19 protein-coding genes and 1 pseudogene are annotated in these 20594 nt (G+C 39.1%); 15 read left to right on the top strand and 5 right to left on the bottom strand.

Annotated features, from left to right (window positions below; genetic code table 11):
* Positions 1–111: 111 nt before the first annotated feature.
* The 10 genes and pseudogenes from FC62_RS06845 (at position 112) to FC62_RS08035 (ending at position 11955) form a co-directional block, all read left to right on the top strand.
* Positions 112–1137 (top strand): hypothetical protein, encoded by a 1026-nt coding sequence (locus tag FC62_RS06845; RefSeq protein WP_000234705.1) that lies wholly within the window; start codon positions 112–114, stop codon positions 1135–1137.
* A gap of 70 nt (positions 1138–1207) precedes the next feature.
* Positions 1208–1603: a conjugal transfer protein gene (locus FC62_RS06850; RefSeq protein ID WP_000723886.1), complete on the top strand. Its 396-nt coding sequence runs from the start codon at positions 1208–1210 to the stop codon at positions 1601–1603.
* Positions 1587–4040, top strand: a complete 2454-nt coding sequence (gene tcpF / locus FC62_RS06855; RefSeq protein ID WP_000941001.1) for a conjugal transfer ATPase TcpF — start codon at positions 1587–1589, stop codon at positions 4038–4040. The genes FC62_RS06850 and tcpF overlap by 17 nt, the downstream gene beginning before the upstream one ends.
* On the top strand, positions 4037–6064 hold the full coding sequence (locus FC62_RS06860) for a CD3337/EF1877 family mobilome membrane protein (protein ID WP_000192390.1): 2028 nt from the start codon (positions 4037–4039) through the stop codon (positions 6062–6064). The genes tcpF and FC62_RS06860 overlap by 4 nt, the downstream gene beginning before the upstream one ends.
* Positions 6061–7083, top strand: a complete 1023-nt coding sequence (locus FC62_RS06865; RefSeq protein ID WP_000768374.1) for a bifunctional lytic transglycosylase/C40 family peptidase — start codon at positions 6061–6063, stop codon at positions 7081–7083. The genes FC62_RS06860 and FC62_RS06865 overlap by 4 nt, the downstream gene beginning before the upstream one ends.
* A gap of 16 nt (positions 7084–7099) precedes the next feature.
* Positions 7100–8029: a conjugal transfer protein gene (locus FC62_RS06870; RefSeq protein ID WP_000584387.1), complete on the top strand. Its 930-nt coding sequence runs from the start codon at positions 7100–7102 to the stop codon at positions 8027–8029.
* A gap of 313 nt (positions 8030–8342) precedes the next feature.
* Positions 8343–8390: pseudogene (locus FC62_RS08545) on the top strand (hypothetical protein); the annotation flags it as partial.
* Positions 8391–8405: 15 nt separating this feature from the next.
* Positions 8406–10325, top strand: coding sequence for a tetracycline resistance ribosomal protection protein Tet(M) (gene tet(M) / locus FC62_RS06875; RefSeq protein ID WP_000691737.1), 1920 nt, complete (start codon positions 8406–8408; stop codon positions 10323–10325).
* Positions 10326–10500: 175 nt separating this feature from the next.
* Positions 10501–11691, top strand: coding sequence for an IS256-like element ISLgar5 family transposase (locus FC62_RS06880; RefSeq protein ID WP_002299749.1), 1191 nt, complete (start codon positions 10501–10503; stop codon positions 11689–11691).
* A 96-nt stretch (positions 11692–11787) separates the two neighbouring features.
* Complete coding sequence (locus tag FC62_RS08035) at positions 11788–11955, top strand: cysteine-rich KTR domain-containing protein (RefSeq protein WP_001803271.1); 168 nt, start codon at positions 11788–11790, stop codon at positions 11953–11955.
* 57 nt (positions 11956–12012) lie between these two features.
* Here FC62_RS08035 and FC62_RS06885 read toward each other — a convergent pair whose 3' ends face one another.
* Entirely contained in the window at positions 12013–12366 is a 354-nt protein-coding gene (locus FC62_RS06885) for a helix-turn-helix domain-containing protein (RefSeq protein WP_001227350.1), read from the bottom strand.
* A gap of 530 nt (positions 12367–12896) precedes the next feature.
* Here FC62_RS06885 and FC62_RS06890 point away from each other — a divergent pair.
* The 4 genes from FC62_RS06890 (at position 12897) to FC62_RS06905 (ending at position 15464) form a co-directional block, all read left to right on the top strand.
* Complete coding sequence (locus FC62_RS06890) at positions 12897–13319, top strand: RNA polymerase sigma factor (RefSeq protein ID WP_000804879.1); 423 nt, start codon at positions 12897–12899, stop codon at positions 13317–13319.
* Entirely contained in the window at positions 13316–13546 is a 231-nt protein-coding gene (locus tag FC62_RS06895) for a helix-turn-helix domain-containing protein (protein ID WP_000845143.1), read from the top strand. Before FC62_RS06890 ends, FC62_RS06895 begins: the two co-directional genes overlap by 4 nt.
* A 497-nt stretch (positions 13547–14043) precedes the next feature.
* Complete coding sequence (locus FC62_RS06900) at positions 14044–14244, top strand: DUF3173 family protein (RefSeq protein ID WP_000633907.1); 201 nt, start codon at positions 14044–14046, stop codon at positions 14242–14244.
* A 26-nt stretch (positions 14245–14270) separates the two neighbouring features.
* Entirely contained in the window at positions 14271–15464 is a 1194-nt protein-coding gene (locus FC62_RS06905) for a site-specific integrase (protein ID WP_000237797.1), read from the top strand.
* A 67-nt stretch (positions 15465–15531) separates the two neighbouring features.
* On the opposite strand, the gene guaA is transcribed toward FC62_RS06905, so the two are convergent.
* The 3 genes from guaA to FC62_RS06920 all read right to left on the bottom strand — a co-directional run bounded on the left by guaA (position 15532) and on the right by FC62_RS06920 (position 18562).
* A complete protein-coding gene (guaA, locus tag FC62_RS06910) occupies positions 15532–17076 on the bottom strand; it encodes a glutamine-hydrolyzing GMP synthase (RefSeq protein ID WP_141322594.1) in 1545 nt (514 codons plus the stop codon).
* Between the two features lie 108 nt (positions 17077–17184).
* Entirely contained in the window at positions 17185–18105 is a 921-nt protein-coding gene (gene coaA, locus FC62_RS06915; RefSeq protein WP_056947093.1) for a type I pantothenate kinase, read from the bottom strand.
* Positions 18089–18562 (bottom strand): acyl-CoA thioesterase, encoded by a 474-nt coding sequence (locus tag FC62_RS06920; RefSeq protein WP_054745602.1) that lies wholly within the window; start codon positions 18560–18562, stop codon positions 18089–18091. The genes coaA and FC62_RS06920 overlap by 17 nt, the downstream gene beginning before the upstream one ends.
* Positions 18563–18641: 79 nt before the next feature.
* Here FC62_RS06920 and FC62_RS06925 point away from each other — a divergent pair, with 79 nt between their 5' ends.
* Complete coding sequence (locus tag FC62_RS06925) at positions 18642–19211, top strand: SGNH/GDSL hydrolase family protein (protein ID WP_056947096.1); 570 nt, start codon at positions 18642–18644, stop codon at positions 19209–19211.
* Positions 19212–19273: 62 nt separating this feature from the next.
* Here FC62_RS06925 and FC62_RS06930 read toward each other — a convergent pair whose 3' ends face one another.
* Complete coding sequence (locus FC62_RS06930; protein WP_056947099.1) at positions 19274–20575, bottom strand: NAD(P)H-dependent oxidoreductase; 1302 nt, start codon at positions 20573–20575, stop codon at positions 19274–19276.
* Positions 20576–20594: the final 19 nt, after the last annotated feature.

Raw genomic sequence — 20594 nt, forward strand, 5'->3', positions numbered from 1 at the left:
TACCAGAAAATATATTCAATTTTAACCTATAGGTTAAAGCTTTAAAACAGTGTACTGTATTTTACACAATTTTATGGACTTGACTTTAAGGAGGGGAGGAGGATTGTTCAATTGGTAATAATAGATGTTTATGGGAAAATAACAAAAATAAAATTGTCAGATAAATTGAAACTATATATATCTAATGTTTCTGATGACTGGAAGGAAAGCATTATAGAAGACATGTTACAAGAAATTCGACAACAAAAAGTTGACATGGCAGATAATTTGAAAAGGTATGGTAAAACATTTCAAACAGAATATTCTATATCTTATTTGAAAGAAATCGTTCACGCCAATGTTGAAGACTATACAAAATATAATTTAGATTCTATTGAGTCATGTCTTCAATGCCTTGTTGATAATATGATATGTCTATTCTTTGACTATGAATATCAGGATATGCCTTTTTTTGATTGGACAAGCAATTGCTTTGATGGTCGTTTTTGTGAAGAGGATTACGCTGAAAAAGTGATGTATTTTAGTAACTTTGTAAATCATGATATACAAAATGGTATTCATATGAACTGCATTTATACAAGTAATATGAATCCTAAAGAGCATACTAGGATATTATCAAATCTAAGTTTTAGAATTGATTCAAACTTTAAAGGGTGCAGGACTACAGACGACTACATTACGGAACTTAAAAAAATGGGCAACCGAATTGATTCTATACTAAAATCGGAAAACGATTATTACAAATTAGATTATATTATGAACGGGATATATAGTGATAATAGTTATAATCAAAATCATTATTTAAAGACTTTTACTTTGTTAGAACTTGTATTATTAAAACCAAATCAGAATACAAATGAAATTGACAAATTACTAATACCTTATCTTGATAAGAAATATGGAGAGGTTTCGAGTGAAGTAGCAAAATTATTAAGACAAATGAGAAATAAAATCGGACATGGTGATTTCAAAGGTTTTAACGAAAAAGCAGAAAAATTCGCTCAAAAATTTATGAAACACTTTCATTTTGACTATACAGAATACAGTAGATTAAATTGGGTATTACTTCATACCTGCTGTCTTTTAGATGATTTACTCAGAATAACTATTTTTCAACAATTAAAAGTCACAAAATAATTATTATTTTATAGAGCAATCACCTATTTTGATTGCTCTTTTTCTATTTTTACGGAAAGGACGTGAAGACATGAAAAAAATAAGAAGTTACACCAGTATTTGGTCAGTAGAAAAAGTGATTTATGCAATTAATGATTTACAACTCCCTTTTCCCATAACCTTTACACAAATGACATGGTTTATCGTTTCTTTGTTTGTCGTTATAATCTTTGGCAGTTTACCACCACTTTCCTTGATTGACGGAGCACTACTCAAATACTTAGGGATTCCCGTTGTCCTCACTTGGTTCATGTGTCAAAAAACCTTTGACGGGAAGAAACCCTATGGATTTTTAAAATCTATTATTACCTATGCTCTACGCCCTAAAATAACCTATGCTGGCAAACAAATACGATTAAATAAAGAAAAAATGAATGAATCAATCACGATTGTAAGGAGTGAACAATTAAATGGCACACCCCATTAAATATATCGAAGATAATCTCGTATTTAATCATGATGGCGAAGTATTTGCTTATTATGAATTAATTCCCTATAATTACAGTTTTTTAAGTTCCGATGAAAAAGTTCAAGTTCATGATAATTTCCGTCAATTGATTGCCCAAAATCGTGATGGTAAGATTCATGCCCTGCAACTAGCAACCGAATCAAGTATTCGAGCGACACAGGAACAATCGAAAAAAGAAATCACTGGACGATTAAAAGAGATAGCTTACGAAAAAATAGATGAACAGACCGAAGCGTTAGTTTCTATGATTGGTGACAATCAAGTGGACTATCGCTTTTTTATTGGTTTTAAACTCTTGCTGAATGAACAGGAAGTATCGGTCAAAAATATTGGCAAAGACATTCAAAAAGCATTTGCGGAATTCTTTCATGGCGTGAATCACAAGTTGATGGGCGATTTTGTTTCTATGCCTATGTCAGAAATCGAACGCTTTTCTAAAATGGAACAGTTATTAGAAAGTAAATTATCCAGACGCTTTCACATTCGCCCATTGGGGAAAGATGATTTTGGGTATATCATTGCCCACCTTTACGGTCAAACAGGGATTCCTTTTGATGACTACGACTACCATTTACCCAAACGATATGAAGATAAAAAAGTGTTGGTAAAGAAATACGATATTATTAAACCCACTCGCTGTTTAATCGAAGAAAAGCAACGCTACTTACGGATGGAACAGGAAGATACTACCACTTATGTGGCGTATTTTACGATTAACAGTATCGTCGGCGAATTGGATTTCCCCAATAGTGAGATTTTTTATTACCAGCAACAACAGTTCACTTTCCCGATTGATACCAGCATGAATGTTGAAATTGTTGCTAATAAAAAAGCTCTGTCTACCGTTCGCAACAAAAAGAAAGAATTGAAAGACTTGGATAGTCACGCATGGGAAAGCGACAATGAAACCAGTACCAATGTGGTGGACGCTTTAGAATCTGTCGACGAATTAGAAACCAACCTAGACCAAACCAAAGAATCCATGTACAAACTAAGCTATGTGGTACGGGTATCGGCAAAAAATCTGGACGAGTTGAAACAACGTTGTGATGAAGTAAAAGATTTTTATGATGATTTGTCTATCAAATTAGTACGACCTTTTGGCGATATGCTAGGCTTGCATAATGAATTTATTCCCTCAAGCAAGCGATATATCAATGACTATATTCAATATGTCACGTCGGATTTTTTGGCTGGTCTTGGTTTCGGAGCTACACAAATGCTTGGTGAAAATTCTGGTATTTACGTCGGTTACAATCTCGATACAGGCAGAAATATTTATCTCCAACCCAGCCTTGCAAGTCAAGGAATTAAAGGCTCTGTGACGAATGCGTTAGCGTCTGCTTTTATTGGTTCATTAGGTGGCGGAAAATCATTCTCTAACAATATGCTGGTCTATTATTCGGTACTCTTTGGCGGACAGGCAATCATTGTAGACCCAAAAGCTGAACGTGGCAAATGGAAAGAAACCTTACCTGATATTGCCCATGAAATCAATATCGTTAATCTCACGAGTGAGAACGACAATAAAGGGTTACTTGACCCTTATGTGATCTTAAAACTCCCGAAAGATTCAGAAAGCCTAGCCATTGATATTCTCACGTTCTTAACAGGCATTTCCAGCCGAGATAGCGAGAAGTTTCCTGTCCTGCGTAAAGCGATTCGGAGTGTCACTCAAAGCGAACAACGAGGGTTGTTATTGGTGATTGATGAATTGCGAAAAGAAGATACACCCATCAGCAATAGTATTGCTGACCATATCGAAAGCTTTGTCGATTATGATTTTGCCCATCTGTTATTCAGTGATGGCAATGTCACCCAATCCATTAGCTTGGAAAAACAACTCAATATTATTCAAGTGGCAGATTTGGTCTTACCCGATTCCAATAGCTCTTTTGAAGAATACACCACCATGGAATTATTAAGTGTGGCAATGCTGATTGTCATTAGTACCTTTGCTTTAGACTTTATCCACTCTGACCGTTCCATTTTTAAAATTGTTGACCTTGATGAAGCTTGGAGTTTTTTACAAGTGGCACAAGGAAAAGCTCTATCTATGCGTTTAGTTCGGGCAGGGCGTGCCATGAATGCAGGGGTCTATTTCGTTACTCAAAACGCCGACGATTTACTAGATGAAAAGATGAAGAATAATATTGGCTTGAAATTCGCCTTTCGTTCCACTGACCTAGTGGAAATCAAAAAGACCTTAGAATTTTTTGGCGTGGACAAGGAAGATGAAAACAATCAGAAACGCTTACGTGAATTAGAAAATGGACAATGTTTAGTTTCAGACATCTATGGTCGTGTAGGGGTTATGCAGTTTCACCCGATTTTTGAAGAGTTGCTTCATGCCTTTGATACCAGACCGCCTGTGCGAAATGAGGGGGAAAAATGACACAAAAACAAAAGAAATTTCTTCACTATAGTTGGATAACGCTCCTTTGTGTGGGCGTTATTTTACTTTTATTAGGCACGCTGGGCAATGCAGTACAAGCAACAGGCTTAGTTGATGAAACCATTGATACAAGCAACGAGTATTCCAAGTATGGTTTAAATCATTATCAGCTTGATTATTATGTGGACAATAGCTGGGGCTGGCTGCCGTGGAATTGGAGTGACGGCATAGGGCAATCAGTGATGTATGGACTGTATGCCATTACCAATTTCATTTGGACGATTTCTCTTTATCTTTCCAACGCCACAGGCTATTTGGTCAAAGAAGCCTACGCCTTGGATTTCATTAGTCAAACGTCTCAAGCGATTGGTGAGAACATGCAGACCATTGCAGGGATTACACCGAATGGCTTTTCCAGTTCGGGTTTTTATGTCGGCTTCCTTCTTCTTTTTATTCTGATTGTTGGAATCTACGTTGCCTATACAGGACTGGTGAAACGAGAAACGACCAAAGCTATACGAGCTGTGTTAAATTTTGTGGTGGTGTTTATTCTATCAGCTTCCTTTATTGCGTATGCTCCCGATTATATTGCGAAAATCAATGATTTTTCCAAAGATGTGAGCACTGCCAGTTTAGATATTGGGACAAAGATTGTCCTTCCCGATACGGATAGTCAAGGCAAAGACAGTGTGGATATGATACGTGATAGCCTATTTTCTGTTCAAGTCAAGCAACCGTGGTTATTACTTCAATATGGCTCAACCGATATAGAAACCTTAGGTGAAGACCGTGTGGAAAAGTTATTGGCTACCAGTCCAGATACAAACAATGGTGAAGATAGAGAAAATGTAGTGATTGAAGAAATTGAAGATCATGACAATACCTATTTAACACTCCCGAAGACCATTTCCCGATTAGGAACAGTCTTCTTTTTGTTTGTATTCAATATTGGTATCTCGATTTTTGTTTTCCTTCTAACAGGAATCATGATTTTTTCGCAAGTGCTATTTATTATTTTCGCTATGTTTTTGCCAATCAGTTTCCTATTAAGTATGTTGCCGAGTTTTGATGGCATGGGCAGGCATGCCATTACCAAGTTATTTAATGTGATTATGACAAGGGCTGGTATTACCTTGATTATTACCGTTGCCTTTAGTATTTCCACTATGCTTTATTCGCTGTCAGCAAGTTCTCCCTTTTTCATGATTATGTTTTTACAAATTGTGACCTTTGCAGGGATTTATTTTAAACTGGGCGATTTAATGAGCCTATTCTCTTTACAAAGCAACGACTCTCAAAACATGGGCAGACAAGTGTTTCGCAGACCTCGTCAAATGATGAATCGACAAACCAGAAGATTTCAACGCAGTATGAGTAAGATTTTTCGTGGAAAAGCAGGGTCAACGAAGCAAAAGACAATGACAACAAAGCAGAATCAAACCAATAAAGCTAACCATACTCGTCAAAATGAACGGACTACACCAAAGAAAGAAACAGCACTTTCCAATGTGAAAAAGCAACAAGGCGGTATCGGGCAACGATTAGGTGAAAAGACAGCCCATGTATTGGACACGAAAAATCGTCTAGTCAATAAAAGAAAGCAGGCTAAACAACAGATACAGGCGACACCAACCCATGTCAAATATGCCCTTCATCAAGGAAAAGAGAATGTCACTCATAATGTAACAGACTTTAAACAATCTATGGCAGATACCAAAGCTCAACGCAAACAACAGCGTATGAACCAGCAGGAGCAAAAACGAAAGAACATTGCTCAAAAGCGTTTGGAGCTGGATAAAGCAAAAGAAAAAAGACGAAAAGAAAACCCATCATCTCCTGTTCAGAATAACCAGCAGCATGTTCGCAAGCGTCAGCAAACCGTCACGCCTGTTTTGTCACAAAACACTAAACGTGAAAATCATCAGCGACCATTGAAAAAAGAGCAAAAACAAAAGACACCACCGAAGCAATTCAATCAGAGGAAGCTAAATAAAAGAACGGATAAGCGAGGACAACAAACATGAAGCTAAAAATAACAGTGATTTGTAGTGTGGTCTTCTCTCTCTTCTTTTTTCTCTTATTATTCCTAGTCATTTTCTTTGCAGATGATACGGACAGTGGCGAAAACAACAAGGATTCTTCTATTTCACAAGGCGGTGTGACCGTTTCACCAGAAGTGTTGGCACACCGTCCGTTGATTGAAAAATATGGTAAGGAATATGGGATTGAAGACTATGTTTCTTATATCTTAGCCATTATGCAAGTGGAATCGGGCGGTACAGCAGAAGATGTTATGCAAAGTTCCGAATCTTTGGGTTTACCGCCCAACAGTTTGAGTACCGAAGAGTCCATCAAACAAGGGGTTAAATATTTCAGTGAATTATTAACCAGTGCAGAACAACAAGGAGTGGATATAGATTCTGTTATCCAATCTTATAATTATGGCGGTGGCTTTTTAAATTATGTGAGGAGTCATGGGAAAAAATATACCTATGAATTAGCCGAACAGTTTTCTAAAGAGAAGTCGGGTGGTCAAAAAGCAGACTATCCCAATCCCATAGCCATACCTGTGAATGGTGGTTGGCGATATAACTATGGAAATCAGTTTTATGTTCAGTTGGTTTCACAATACCTAACCGACACTTCCCCAACAGAATTTGATGATGAAACCGTGCAAGTCATTATGGACGAAGCCTTGAAATACGAAGGGTTTCCCTATGTCTTTGGAGGGGCGTCGCCTACCACCTCTTTTGATTGTAGTGGCTTAATACAATGGGTGTATGACAAAGCTGGCATTTCTCTCCCTCGTGTCGCCCAAGATCAGTATGACGCTACGCAAGAAATCTCTATGGAAGAAGCCCAAGCAGGCGACCTTATCTTCTTTCATTCAACCTATAATGCAGGCACATATGTGACTCATGTGGCGATATATTTAGAGGGAAATCGCTTTTATCATGCAGGCGACCCAATCGGTTATGGCGACTTAAGCAGTCGTTATTGGCAAGACCATCTGATTGGGGCTAGACGTGTTATTCATAACTAAGAAAGGAATGAATCAAATGATTATAAAAATCGAGCGAAAAGAAAAGAAGGAGAAACCAAAGAAATCTAAAAAACCGAGCAAGCAAAGAAAAGTTCCGATGATTAAAGTTGGCACGCATAAGAAATTAACCTTTGTTTTATGGGTTTTATTGATTGGTAGTGTCGGATTTGGAATCTATAAAAATTTTACTGCCATTGACACTCATACTGTCCGTGAAACAGAAATCATTAAACAGCAGATTGTCGATACCAACCAAGTAGAAAGTTTTGTGAAATCCTTTGCGAAAGACTACTTTTCGTGGCAACAATCCCAAGAAGCCATTGATAAACGAAATGAAAAATTGACCCATTATTTGACGGAAGAATTGCAGGTATTAAATGAAGAAATGATTCGTAAGGATATTCCTACTAGTTCTAGTGTGAACGATATACAGGTGTGGCAGGTTTCTCAAGTGAATGAGAACACCTTTGAGGTACTGTTTTCTGTTGAACAAGTTATTACCGAAGACAAAGACAAGGAAACTATATCGTCTAGCTTTCATGTGGTTGTCCATATAGATGAATCAGATAATATGGTTATTATCAAAAATCCGACAATGAGTAAGAAACCTCAAAAATCGGACTACCAACCCAAACAGCTAGAAAGTGACCATACAGTAGATACAGAAACGATGGACGAAATCACTAGCTTTTTAGAAACGTTCTTCCAGCTCTATCCTACCGCCACAGAAAAAGAATTGACTTACTATGTAAGTAATCATGTGTTACCTATGATTAACAAGGAATATGTTTTCGAGGAATTGGTGAATCCTATCTTTACCAGAAAAGATAACCAAGTAATCGTGAATGTCGCTGTGAAATATTTAGATCAAGAAACAAAGGCAACCCAAATCTCGCAATTTGAGTTGATATTAGAAAAACAAGATAATTGGAAGATTGTAAAATAACAAATATTGGTACATGATTACAGATACTTTGTAATCATGTACTCTTTTTGATAAAAAATTGGAGATTCCTTTACAAATATGCTCTTACGTGCTATTATTTAAGTGACTATTTAAAAGGAGTTAATAAATATGCGGCAAGGTATTCTTAAATAAACTGTCAATTTGATAGCGGGAACAAATAATTAGATGTCCTTTTTTAGGAGGGCTTAGTTTTTTGTACCCAGTTTAAGAATACCTTTATCATGTGATTCTAAAGTATCCAGAGAATATCTGTATGCTTTGTATACCTATGGTTATGCATAAAAATCCCAGTGATAAAAGTATTTATCACTGGGATTTTTATGCCCTTTTGGGTTTTTGAATGGAGGAAAATCACATGAAAATTATTAATATTGGAGTTTTAGCTCATGTTGATGCAGGAAAAACTACCTTAACAGAAAGCTTATTATATAACAGTGGAGCGATTACAGAATTAGGAAGCGTGGACAAAGGTACAACGAGGACGGATAATACGCTTTTAGAACGTCAGAGAGGAATTACAATTCAGACAGGAATAACCTCTTTTCAGTGGGAAAATACGAAGGTGAACATCATAGACACGCCAGGACATATGGATTTCTTAGCAGAAGTATATCGTTCATTATCAGTTTTAGATGGGGCAATTCTACTGATTTCTGCAAAAGATGGCGTACAAGCACAAACTCGTATATTATTTCATGCACTTAGGAAAATGGGGATTCCCACAATCTTTTTTATCAATAAGATTGACCAAAATGGAATTGATTTATCAACGGTTTATCAGGATATTAAAGAGAAACTTTCTGCCGAAATTGTAATCAAACAGAAGGTAGAACTGTATCCTAATATGTGTGTGACGAACTTTACCGAATCTGAACAATGGGATACGGTAATAGAGGGAAACGATGACCTTTTAGAGAAATATATGTCCGGTAAATCATTAGAAGCATTGGAACTCGAACAAGAGGAAAGCATAAGATTTCAGAATTGTTCTCTGTTCCCTCTTTATCATGGAAGTGCAAAAAGTAATATAGGGATTGATAACCTTATAGAAGTTATTACTAATAAATTTTATTCATCAACACATCGAGGTCCGTCTGAACTTTGCGGAAATGTTTTCAAAATTGAATATACAAAAAAAAGACAACGTCTTGCATATATACGCCTTTATAGTGGAGTACTACATTTACGAGATTCGGTTAGAGTATCAGAAAAAGAAAAAATAAAAGTTACAGAAATGTATACTTCAATAAATGGTGAATTATGTAAGATTGATAGAGCTTATTCTGGAGAAATTGTTATTTTGCAAAATGAGTTTTTGAAGTTAAATAGTGTTCTTGGAGATACAAAACTATTGCCACAGAGAAAAAAGATTGAAAATCCGCACCCTCTACTACAAACAACTGTTGAACCGAGTAAACCTGAACAGAGAGAAATGTTGCTTGATGCCCTTTTGGAAATCTCAGATAGTGATCCGCTTCTACGATATTACGTGGATTCTACGACACATGAAATTATACTTTCTTTCTTAGGGAAAGTACAAATGGAAGTGATTAGTGCACTGTTGCAAGAAAAGTATCATGTGGAGATAGAACTAAAAGAGCCTACAGTCATTTATATGGAGAGACCGTTAAAAAATGCAGAATATACCATTCACATCGAAGTGCCGCCAAATCCTTTCTGGGCTTCCATTGGTTTATCTGTATCACCGCTTCCGTTGGGAAGTGGAATGCAGTATGAGAGCTCGGTTTCTCTTGGATACTTAAATCAATCATTTCAAAATGCAGTTATGGAAGGGATACGCTATGGTTGCGAACAAGGATTATATGGTTGGAATGTGACGGATTGTAAAATCTGTTTTAAGTACGGTTTATACTATAGCCCTGTTAGTACTCCAGCAGATTTTCGGATGCTTACTCCTATTGTACTGGAGCAAGCCTTTAGAAAAGCTGGAACAGAATTGTTAGAGCCATATCTTAGTTTTAAAGTTTATGCACCACAGGAATATCTTTCACGGGCATATAACGATGCTCCCAAATATTGTGCAAATATCGTAAATACTCAACTGAAAAATAATGAGGTCATTATTATTGGAGAAATTCCTGCTCGATGTATTCAAGATTATCGCAATGATTTAACTTTTTTTACAAATGGGCTTAGTGTTTGTTTAGCAGAGCTAAAAGGATATCAGGTTACCACTGGCGAACCTGTTTGCCAGACCCGTCGTCTAAATAGTCGGATAGATAAAGTAAGATATATGTTCAATAAAATAACTTAGTGCGTTTTATGTTGTTATATAAATATGGTTTCTTATTAAATAAGATGAAATATTCTTTAATATAGATTTGAATTAAAGTGGGAGAGTGTAAAATATTTTGTGTAAATAGAAAAAAGGAAGTCCCTTCTGTAGAATAGAGTTACCACAACACATTCACAGAAGAGAGGACTTCCCTATGAACGATTTTACTACAGAAATTCTAAAGACTCTAGCGAACAAAGGCGATTTGAATGAATTATTCCGTGTCCATTTGGAGAAAGCAGTCAATACGCTTCTCAAAACGGAGTTAACGGCTTTCCTAGATTACGAAAAGTATGATCGCATTGGTTTTAACACGGGTAATTCTCGTAACGGCTCCTATGACCGTACGGTCAAGACCGAGTATGGGGAACTTCATCTCCAGATTCCGCGCGACCGCAATGGTGAGTTCAAGCAACAGACTGTTCCTGCTTATAGACGGACGAATGACACGTTAGAGGAGACCGTCATTCACCTCTTCCGAAAAGGTATTACCATGTCGGAAATCGCAGACTTGATTGAGAAAATGTATGGGCATTACTACACGCCCCAAACCATGTCCAATATAACAAAATCATTTACAGAAGAGGTAACGGCGTTTAAAGGGCGGGAGCTTCATGACCGTTATGCTGCTATTTATATGGACGCAACGTATATTCCGTTAAAGCGGAAAACCGTCGCCAAGGAAGCTATTCATATCGCAGTTGGCATTCGCCCGGACGGATCAAAGGAAGTATTGAGCTATGCGATTGCACCGACTGAATCCATCACGATTTGGGAGGAAATTTTATTGGACCTTCAAGAGCGCGGTTTGAAAAATGTCCTCCTGTTCATCACGGATGGCTTAAAGGGGATGGTAGGAGCGATTAGTCGGTTCTATCCCAAAGCTCGTTTTCAACATTGTTGTGTACACGTTTCCCGTAATATCAGTCACAAAGTGCGTGTCGATGATCGTAAGGAAGTCTGTGATGATTTTAAAATGGTGTATCAAGCCTCATCTAAAGAGGTGGCGTTGGAAGCACGTGGTGCTTTTGCGGAAAAATGGAAAACCAGCTATCCAAAAGTGGTTGAATCGATTCTTTCGAACGATCACTTGCTCACTTTCTATGATTTCCCCTTGGCCATACGCAAGAGTATTTATTCTACGAACTTGATTGAATCCTTTAATAAGCAAATCAAGAAATACAGCCACCGCAAGGAACAGTTCCAAAACGAAGAGTCGATGGAACGTTTCTTAGTCTCGTCTTTTGATACTTACAACCAAAAATTCCTAGGTCGCAGTCATAAAGGCTTTCAACAGGCCGAAGGCGAACTTGAACAAATGCTAAGCCAACTGATTGAGAATTAGAAACAATCTGCAGTAGGGAAGAATCATTTACACAAAATTATTGACGCTCCCTAAAGTGGAAAGGAGGAGATTGTTATTATAAACTACAAGTGGATATTGTGTCCTATTTGTGGAAATAAAACAAGACTACGAATACGAGTGGATACTATACTTAAAAATTTCCCTTTATACTGCCCCAAATGTAAGAACGAAACTTTAATTAATGTTCAAAAAATGAATATAATAACAATCAAAGAGCCAGACGCCAAGACGCAGAGCCGATAATTTGAGAAATGAAACTCTCATCTTATCGGCTCTTTTTGTTTATCTGAATTTTACTGACTAGCCTTCAATATTTCTTGCTTCATTGATACCTTTTGCTAGTGCTTCCATTAAGGATAGTTCTTTGTCTGTAAAGCTATCCATGTATTTTTCTACCTGTAACCTTCGAGTGCTTTTAATCAAATTATCTGTAGGTAAGAAAAATTCATCAATAGATACATGGAGTAATGATACAAGATCATACAGCACTTGTGTACTTGGGTGTTGTCCTTTGTTTTCTATATTTGTTAAATAACGTGGGTCAATTTCAATCATTGTTCCCACTTGTTCACGAGTGAGACCCCGTTTCATTCGAGCCTCTTTAATCGCTAAACCAACGGCTCTAAAATCGTATTTATCTTCTTTTTTACGCATACTAAATCACCTCTATACATTTTACTGTTCCTATATAACTATAAACAGGTATAGAAAAACATGTTATATAGTTTATGAGTTCCTATAGAACACTGTGGAATTTATTAATGCGATGAATCCAATTTCAAATAGAAAGGTCGCTGATTTTATTTACCTATACAACTTTATAAAATTTAGTCATACTCCTAGAAAGTAGATAAAATTGGCGACTTAATGGAGGGAAAAGTCGCCATGAGAAAGATAATCTGTCATCTAGTTCTCTTAATTAAGTTCTTATCAAAAAAACTTATCCACCTGTACTGGATAGATATGACCATCAATGTGGTTTTGCAGATTACATAGATAGAAAAATCAAAGCATATGAACAGAGAAAACAATCTGTTTATGTGCTTTTTTGGTCACTTAATAAATATCTTTTAGGATTTCTCTTCATTTATGCAACAAATCCCCCTTTCGTGTCGGGGCTTAGTATGAAGGGAGATAAAGAAGCACATGCCACTCCCTTTCACGACAGAAAGGGGGTGAAAAGCATGAAACCATCTTCTTTTCAAGAAACCATAGAAAATCAGTTTGACTATATCTGCAAACAAGTTATTGAAGATGAACGAAAAGATTACTTCAAACATCTAGACAGACTATCAGCAAAAGAAGTCTCGTTTTCTGATATAGATAACTACCTTGTCAACTCTTTTTCTACTGTTGATACGTACGTCACTGATTTCCAACTATTTAAATTATTTGGATTAAGAATCAATGTTGAAAGTGATTTATTAAGTGAAGCCCTGCGTCATCTTTCAGAGAAAAAACGGAACATTATTTTACTTCATTACTTTATGGATATGAGTGATGTGGAGATTGCGGAGTTACTAAATTTGAATCGTTCGACTGTTTATCGTCATCGAATAAGTGGACTAGCCATGATTAAAGAATTCATGAAGGAGTGTAAAGAATGAAAACAGCCTATCCAAGGGTTCCCTTCCCCCTCATTGTAAAGGCGACAGATGGCGACGTGGAAGCAATTAATCAGATTGTTAAACATTATCGAGGGTATACCTCAAAACGTTCATTACGTCGCATGACAGACGAATATGGAAATTCTCATATGGTTATTGATGAAACCCTACGTGGCAGAATGGAAACGAAACTCATCTCTAAGATTTTATCGTTCGAAATTAAATAGTCCCATTTTTTCGTGGAAGCGTGTCGAATCGTATCCACGCTTCCCAATTTGGGAGGTTTGTTATTCCATCAAAGCATATTGTGTGTTCAGTAGGTTTTGATAGGCTAACAAGCCAAACGTTCTTTGACAACCAAATAAAGGCAATCGAATACGTTTCGGTAAGAAAAGAGCTGATGAACTAACACGCCATGACCTACAAAATTAGTGAGCGATTCATGTTAGTAATTCGAAAGTAATCTTTAGCAGGATTGCTGCCATGACTTTCTTATCGTGATAATGATACTCCCGTATAGCCATAGTCCGAGCGTTAGAAGCGTCACAGGCAATGGGTACGGCTACATGAGAACCATGCAGAAGTGAAATTCCTGTGAGCTTTGCTAGAGCTGTTCGATTGCTAAGATATTCTTCTCTTGTCAGTGTATTATTATAAAACTATTTGATATAATTATAGGTGAATATTGGAGTTTTCCTAGCCTATAATTGGGAAAGGAGTAATAATGATAACGGTCACAAAAAAGGATTTAGTTGAGCTAGGATATGGAACTTCTTTTTCAGCAGACATCATAAAAAAAGCAAAAGAATTGATGATTACAAAAGGGCATATCTACTATCAATCTCGAAAGCTAGATAGAGTCCCTCGTGAAGCTGTTGAAGAAATTCTAGGAATTCGGTTTTCAAATGAAAACAGGTCTGAGTAGTTTTTGCACAGTAAGGAGTAAAAACTATGGTTAAAGACCCAATAAAAAAAGCAAAGAATGGAACCTATTATTTTCGTGCAAATCTAGGTTATGATTCTAAAGGGAAAAAAATTCAAAAATATCGTAGTGGATTCACTACTAAAAAAGAAGCAAGAGAAGAATATTCGAAACTGCTATTGATGAAACCAGAAGAATTAAGTGAGAATAAGGATAAAATGACGTTTAAACATTATATCTTTGAAATTTTCCTTCCATGGTATAAGACACAGGTAAAGCTCAGAACATATGAAAATCGCTTACCAACTATTAAGAAGCATTTCTCTTATTTTGATAAAATGGCTGTTTCCGATATTGAGCCTATTGATGTGCAAAATTGGCAACTAAAATTATCAAAGAAGTGTAAGTCTTCTTATGTAAGAGCTGTTCAAGGACTATTTTCAGTTGCTATGGATCGAGCAATTGTCCTTGGGATAACCACCACAAATCCATCTAAGATTATTGGCAATGTGAAAAAGCAAAAGTCTAAAATTGAATTTTGGACAAAAGAAGAATTTGAAAAAGTAATCTCTCTAATTTACAAAGAAGATTACTATCAACACTTTTTATTTATCTCTCTGTGGTTTTTATTTATGACTGGAATGCGAATTGGTGAAGCTACTGCCATTCAATGGGAAGATATTGATTTTGACTCAGGAGTACTAACCATCAACAAAACACTCTATTACAAGAATCAATCGAATTATAGATTTGTTGAACCAAAAACAAAGGCGAGCGTTCGTCATATTGTATTAGATAAATGCACATTAACTTATTTATCCGAATGGAAGGAAGTACAACAAAATCTAATTCAGACAGACTTTGTAATGAGCTATAACGGTATTCCTACCCAAAAACATACACTATCATATGCTATTGAACGCTATGCTAAGCTGGCTGGTATCCATCGAATCAGAATCCATGGGTTACGGCATTCTCATGCTTCCTTGTTAATCAGTATGGGAGAAAATCCACTTATCATTAAAGATCGTCTAGGACACGAAGATATTGAGACGACTTTAGGAACGTATGGACATCTTTATCCTAACAGTAATTTCGAGGTAGCTAACAAATTAAATGGAGCCATTTCCTTTAAAGAAGCAAAACAAAATTATGATACTTCACCAAAGAATCAATTTACTGTAGACTACTTGCGAAACAAAGAAATGAAAAAAGTGCAATAAAAGTGCAGTAAAAAGATAAGAAGAGCCAGAAACCCTTGGTATAAGAGGATTTCTAGCTCTCCTACAACTACTCCCACTCAATCGTTGCCGGTGGCTTACTCGTGATATCGTACACTACGCGATTAACGTGTGCGACCTCATTAACGATGCGCACCGAAATCTTCTGCAACACATCCCACGGAATCTGTGCAAAGTCGGCGGTCATTCCATCAACGGATGTCACAGCACGGATACCGATTGTGTAATCGTATGTCCGACCGTCACCCATCACGCCGACACTTCTAATGCCTGGTAAGACAGTAAAGTATTGCCATACCTCGCTCTCAAGCCCCGCGTTCTTGATTTCCTCACGTAGAATCAAATCAGAATCACGTACGATTTCGAGTTTATCCTCAGTCACCTCGCCGATGACGCGGATACCCAGTCCTGGTCCGGGGAATGGCTGACGCCAAACCAAATCATGTGGCATCCCCATACGCTCGCCAAGTTCACGCACCTCGTCCTTGAACAAAGTATTCAGTGGCTCAATTAACTTAAATTGCATGTCCTCAGGTAGGCCACCCACGTTATGGTGTGACTTGATAGTTGCTGCGGTACTGGTTCCTGACTCAATGATATCCGTATACAAGGTTCCCTGGGCCAAGAAATCGATGCCATTCAGCTTCGTTGCCTCATCGTCGAAGACCTCGATGAATTCCTTACCGATAATCTTTCTCTTGGCTTCTGGATCACTCACACCAGCAAGTTTATCCAAGAAACGCTTCTGAGCATCAACCTTGATGATGTTCAAGCCGAACTTGCCTTCTAGACTTTCCATAACTTGGTCAGCTTCATTCTTTCTGAGCAAGCCATGGTCAACAAAGATTGAGGTCAATTGGTCGCCAATTGCCTTATGCAAAAGCACACCGACAACTGATGAGTCAACACCACCCGAAAGACCAAGCAACACTTTTTTGTCACCAACGGTCTCACGAATCTTGTTGATTTGTAGTTCGATGAAATCATCCATCGTCCAGTTAGCTTCAGCACCTGAAATGTTGAACGTGAAGTTCTTCAAGATGTCCATGCCATATTCAGTGTTGCGCACCTCAGTATGGAATTGAATACCGTAAATTCTACGTTCGCGGTTCTCGATTGCTGCAAAAGGTGTGTTGGCACTCTCAACCACAGTAACGAACCCATCAGGTATCTTCGTCACCTTGTCACCATGACTCATCCAGACGAACTGGTTCTTTGGTAGGCCAGAGAAGAGCTCAGAGTCTGCATCGGTCACTTCGATGTCTGCCTTACCATACTCCCGCTCCGTCGAAGCCTCGACAGTTCCGCCATTTGTATAAGTAATCAGTTGCATCCCATAACAAATGCCCAACACTGGGATTCCCAGGTTGAAAATTTCTTGGTCAATCGTAAATGCCCCATCGTCGTATACACTATTGGGTCCACCAGAAAGGATGATACCTTTAGGCGCGATGTGTTTAACCTCATCAGCTGTAATCGTGTTTGGGAATAACTCAGAATAAACGCCCAAATCGCGGATGCGGCGTGTAATCAATTGGTTATATTGACTACCGTAATCAAGCACAATAATCTTGTCGGCAGCGATATTTTCAATGTTTTCAAATAAATTAGTCAAAAGGCTACTCCGTTCTCCACAATAATCCTAACAATAACTCTATTAATAATAGCGACTTTTGACGCAACATTCAATAAAAACTACCTATTAATACTTTCGTAACCAAACAGAGTCGATTAAATGGTGCTTGGTTTTATGCAAAATCAGGTTGGCTCGCGGCTTCGTCGGCGCAATATACTCGCGTAAATTCGTGAGATTAACCTCCTGCCACACATCCTTAGCCATCTGAATTGCATCATCCATCGAGCGGTGCGCGTATTTATAGTAATAGTTCTCCGGATCATTCTGCGCCAACTCAAGGATGCGTTTAAATCGGCTGAGGTACCACTCCTCAATCTGGTCCTCATCCGCATCTAGATAGAGCGAGAAATCAAAGAAATCACTAATATATAGCTCCTGATTCGCCGGTAGTTGGAGCACGTTAATTCCCTCGACGATCAGAATATCCGGCTGTGTCACATGTCCATACTCTCCCGGCACGATGTCGTAGATGTTGTGCGAATAGATAGGGTATGTCACATCAGGCTTACCACTAGAGACGTCATTTAAGAAATCGTACAACAGGTTCATGTTGTAACTATCGGGGAACCCTTTTCGTTCTAACAAATTACGTCTATTTAACTCCGCCGTACTGTAGAGGAAGCCGTCCGTTGTAATTAGTTGAGCCTGCAGCTCGGGGTAAAGGCGTTTAAGCATCAAGGTGATCAACCTCGCACTCGTACTCTTACCGACTGCCACGCTACCCGAGATTCCAATGATAAACGGTATCTTGACCTGCTCCGTCTGCAGGAAGTGCGCGCGTTTCTCCTCCAGCTCCTTCTTCTTGGTGTAGAACAGGTGGAGATAATCGACCAGTGGTAAGTATATTTGGTCGACATCCTGCAGGTTGACCCGATCCCCCAAAGAGGTCAGATCCACCAAATCACGTTCCGTGACGGGACTCTCCTTTTTTGATTGCGCAAAGGCGCTCCAGCTTGCACGTGAATACTTCTTAAATATCTCTTTCATCTCTCGTAGTTAGCTCCGTTTTTATTTCGTTGTGCAGCGCTTGGCTGAGCTCTGCCCGTTTCAAAAATCCTGCAATGAGGTTTGCCTCAAATTCCGTCTCCGGCACCAGTTCTGGTAGTTTAACCTGCTTGTTTAGTACCACGAACGTCAGCATAGCGTAGGCCGCCAGTTCGTGTTCGCCGTTGTAGATTAATCCAAGTACCTCGATTACTCGGTCTGAATGCCCGCTCACCATGGACTTGATTGTGACCTCTTCACCGAGTGCCAGCGCCTTGATAAAGCGCACCTTATCGACCGATCCCGTCACCGCGCGCTCGTTCGTCATTTTCTTGACCGAGCCAGCCAAGGAACTATCAATCTTAGCAAGCAGCTTTCCGCCAAACAAAATACCCAGGTGGTTCAAATCCGCTTGTTCCACCTTGAAGTGGTGAATGTCAATTGTATCTTTAACTCTCATGAACAGATTCCTAACTAAATTTGTACTTACGGCTATTCTAATTTAATATAAAGAATATAAAAAGGATTTAGAGGCAATTATGGCAAAAATTATACTTTTTGGAGACTCCATCCTCGGCGGGTTTACAGATGGGCAGATGACGAATAAGGTCACCAATCAGCTCAGACAGGCTTTCCCCACCGATAAAATCATCAATAACTCAATGGCCGGTGCTACTACCGAGCAAGCCTTGGCAAATGTCAACAAGAGAGTCATCCGAGAACATCCTACCGTTGTCGTCGTCAACTTCGGCGTCAATGATGCGGGACTGGCACTTGCAATGAGTGCCGGCCGTTACAATAACAATTTAAACATGCTAGTTGAAAAAATCGGGGCGAAAAAGGTGATCTTAATTTCACCCAGTTTCACAAATTGGCGCGTGGACCGCGATCAATCGTGGACCCGCATCCTGCAGTTCGAGTTGGTTACTGAACATGTCGCCAAACACTACCAGTTACCGTTTCTGGACCTTGCTGCCTTAATGCAGCAACAACAAAATCCATTGACCCTCTTGCAGTCAGATGGCGTCCATTTAAACAATCAGGGTATTAAACTCCTAGTAGATCACCTGATTCCACTCATTAGAACCAAACTCACCACAAAAGAGTAGCCAAAATTTTGGCTACTCTTTTTTTAATCACATATCATGGATGACCCACGAATGAGTTCTGGCTAACTTTCAGAAGCACCCGAGGTACTGTCCACTGCTGGTACCTTTGGTGCCACTACTTCGGCAGGCTGCTCTGTCGCCGATGCACCACTCGTATCGTCAACCTTTGCTGCACTTGGTCCGGGTACAGTGGTAATTACCGGGCCCGCACTAGAAGCACCGGTGACCGCGCTAACCTGATTATCTGGATCCGGAATTAATTTCTGACCAGTAGTCTCTAGGTAGTACTTCACGATTGGCCACAAATCAACGACCCACTCATTAATTCCCCGGTAGTTCCCTGCCTCATCATGCATTGCCTTGTAGTAATGCATCCAGTGCCGTGTTGGGCCATTTCCGGGCACAGACATCTTGACCAAGTCGGTTTTGCCAGTCCTGAGTTGGTTAACCACGTTTGCGGCACCTTTCAGTGCCCGCGTTGGATGAACGTCGGCTAGTGGATCGCCCACTTGCCCGGGACGTCTTGGTGCTAACATTGCCTTTGGATCCTCGCCCATGCGGTTGTAGTAGATGAATTGGTTATTCTCGTCTGCATAGGTCAGTTCGATTGGCATCGAGTTCAGGAACCAGTTCAGTTGATCCACCGTTAAAATTCCGCGATCGAGCTTCACATAGGTCTTGCCTGCAACCGCATTAACTTTGGCCGCTGCCTGCTCCACCCAGTCCTCGGCTTTCATGTCAACGCCATCAATCGTGGTATCACATTTGCCAGTGGACCACATATCCTCTGCAGCGCCAGGATTGTCTGCACGCCCGTTTAACTTGTTGATCACCTGGACAAAGTCGAGGAATTTAGTTAACGTCGTCCGCAAGAACTCAACAGTCCGTTCGTCCTTCAAGTTACCTTCGTCATTGAAGGCCTCCTTAACGTTCGCCAGTAAGAACTCGTTACCTGGCATCGTAATTGCATTCACACCTGGTGATTCCAAAATCTGACGCAGGTTCAATTGCGCCCGACTCGAGCCTTGATTGTGGTATGAAGCCCCCACAATCATCACGGGTTTATCTGCAAATGGGTGCAGGTTACATGACAGCCATTCGATGACACTCTTGAGCGCTGCTGGGATGGTGTGGTTGTGCTCTGGTGTCGCAATAATTACACCGTCAGCAGCCATGATTTTCCGGTTCAGGTACTGAATTGTTGGACTATTTGATTGGTCATTACTTTGGTTAAACATGGGTACATCGGTGATGTCTAACACCTCGACGTCAACCAGATTACTAAAATGCTCAGCGATAAAACGCATCAATAATTTGTTATATGATTGTTCGGCCACAGAGCCGACGATTCCGACTAATTTCATTTTGGTAGACTCCATTTCA

Source organism: Amylolactobacillus amylotrophicus DSM 20534 (assembly GCF_001434555.1).
GTDB classification, from domain to species: domain Bacteria; phylum Bacillota; class Bacilli; order Lactobacillales; family Lactobacillaceae; genus Amylolactobacillus; species Amylolactobacillus amylophilus.

Bases quoted from the DNA above. Each gene is read 5' to 3' on its own strand.
- FC62_RS06850 (WP_000723886.1), top strand. From the start codon at position 1,208: ATGAAAAAAATAAGAAGTTACACCAGTATTTGGTCAGTAGAAAAAGTG.
- tcpF (WP_000941001.1), top strand. From the start codon at position 1,587: ATGGCACACCCCATTAAATATATCGAAGATAATCTCGTATTTAATCAT.
- FC62_RS06860 (WP_000192390.1), top strand. From the start codon at position 4,037: ATGACACAAAAACAAAAGAAATTTCTTCACTATAGTTGGATAACGCTC.
- FC62_RS06865 (WP_000768374.1), top strand. From the start codon at position 6,061: ATGAAGCTAAAAATAACAGTGATTTGTAGTGTGGTCTTCTCTCTCTTC.
- FC62_RS06870 (WP_000584387.1), top strand. From the start codon at position 7,100: ATGATTATAAAAATCGAGCGAAAAGAAAAGAAGGAGAAACCAAAGAAA.
- FC62_RS06880 (WP_002299749.1), top strand. From the start codon at position 10,501: ATGAACGATTTTACTACAGAAATTCTAAAGACTCTAGCGAACAAAGGC.
- FC62_RS06885 (WP_001227350.1), bottom strand. From the start codon at position 12,366: ATGCGTAAAAAAGAAGATAAATACGATTTTAGAGCCGTTGGTTTAGCG.
- FC62_RS06890 (WP_000804879.1), top strand. From the start codon at position 12,897: ATGAAACCATCTTCTTTTCAAGAAACCATAGAAAATCAGTTTGACTAT.
- FC62_RS06895 (WP_000845143.1), top strand. From the start codon at position 13,316: ATGAAAACAGCCTATCCAAGGGTTCCCTTCCCCCTCATTGTAAAGGCG.
- FC62_RS06900 (WP_000633907.1), top strand. From the start codon at position 14,044: ATGATAACGGTCACAAAAAAGGATTTAGTTGAGCTAGGATATGGAACT.
- FC62_RS06905 (WP_000237797.1), top strand. From the start codon at position 14,271: ATGGTTAAAGACCCAATAAAAAAAGCAAAGAATGGAACCTATTATTTT.
- coaA (WP_056947093.1), bottom strand. From the start codon at position 18,105: ATGAAAGAGATATTTAAGAAGTATTCACGTGCAAGCTGGAGCGCCTTT.
- FC62_RS06920 (WP_054745602.1), bottom strand. From the start codon at position 18,562: ATGAGAGTTAAAGATACAATTGACATTCACCACTTCAAGGTGGAACAA.
- FC62_RS06925 (WP_056947096.1), top strand. From the start codon at position 18,642: ATGGCAAAAATTATACTTTTTGGAGACTCCATCCTCGGCGGGTTTACA.
- FC62_RS06930 (WP_056947099.1), bottom strand. From the start codon at position 20,575: ATGAAATTAGTCGGAATCGTCGGCTCTGTGGCCGAACAATCATATAAC.